Raw genomic sequence first — 494 nt, 5'->3', positions numbered from 1 at the left:
TCCAGAGCCACATAGAGGTAAAAGAAATGACCCATCATTAGTAGCATTCGTTGCAGATAAGATAGCTCAAGAAAAGGGAATATCTTATGAAAAAGTCTGTGAAGCTACTAAGGAAAATGCAAAGAGATTATTTAATATAAAATAAAAATTATATTTATTAAAATAAAAGCTATGGTGCATAATTGCACTATAGCTTTATTTTTACTTGATAAAAATACATATAAGGCTTAAAATATAAAGATACTAAGTTAAAAATGAGCGGAAAAGGTGAAATTTATATGATAAAAGAAATAATAGTAGTAGAAGGAAGAGATGACGTAACAACAGTTAAAAGGAGGAGTTACTATAAGAGATATATCAAATTTATATACATTTGATAACAATAYTTTTGCAGTTATAAAATTAAATGGTGCAGATGTAAAAGAATATTTAGAGTTCTGTGCTAATATGTTTAATACAATAGACCCTAACTCAACTGAAGAACAAGATTTAAT

Annotated in this window: 2 protein-coding genes (1 of these 2 cut by a window edge); both read left to right on the top strand. The window is 26.6% G+C overall.

All coding sequences use genetic code 11. The annotated features are described in order from the left end of the window. A partial coding sequence (locus tag G3997_RS11645) for a TatD family hydrolase (RefSeq protein WP_296649387.1) occupies nucleotides 1–145 on the top strand: 145 nt, incomplete at its 5' end. 200 nt (nucleotides 146–345) lie between these two features. Then, the coding region annotated (locus G3997_RS04915) for a 5'-nucleotidase C-terminal domain-containing protein (protein ID WP_330616298.1) crosses the window boundary (this coding region is incomplete at its 3' end): on the top strand, nucleotides 346–494 show 149 of its 421 nt. The annotated region continues 272 nt past the right edge of the window.

Source organism: Romboutsia sp. 13368, from assembly GCF_018336475.1.
In the GTDB taxonomy this organism is placed as follows: Bacteria; Bacillota; Clostridia; order Peptostreptococcales; family Peptostreptococcaceae; genus Romboutsia.
The sequence above is the reverse complement of the archived record's forward strand: the minus strand, read 5'-3'. Positions and strand labels throughout refer to the sequence as shown.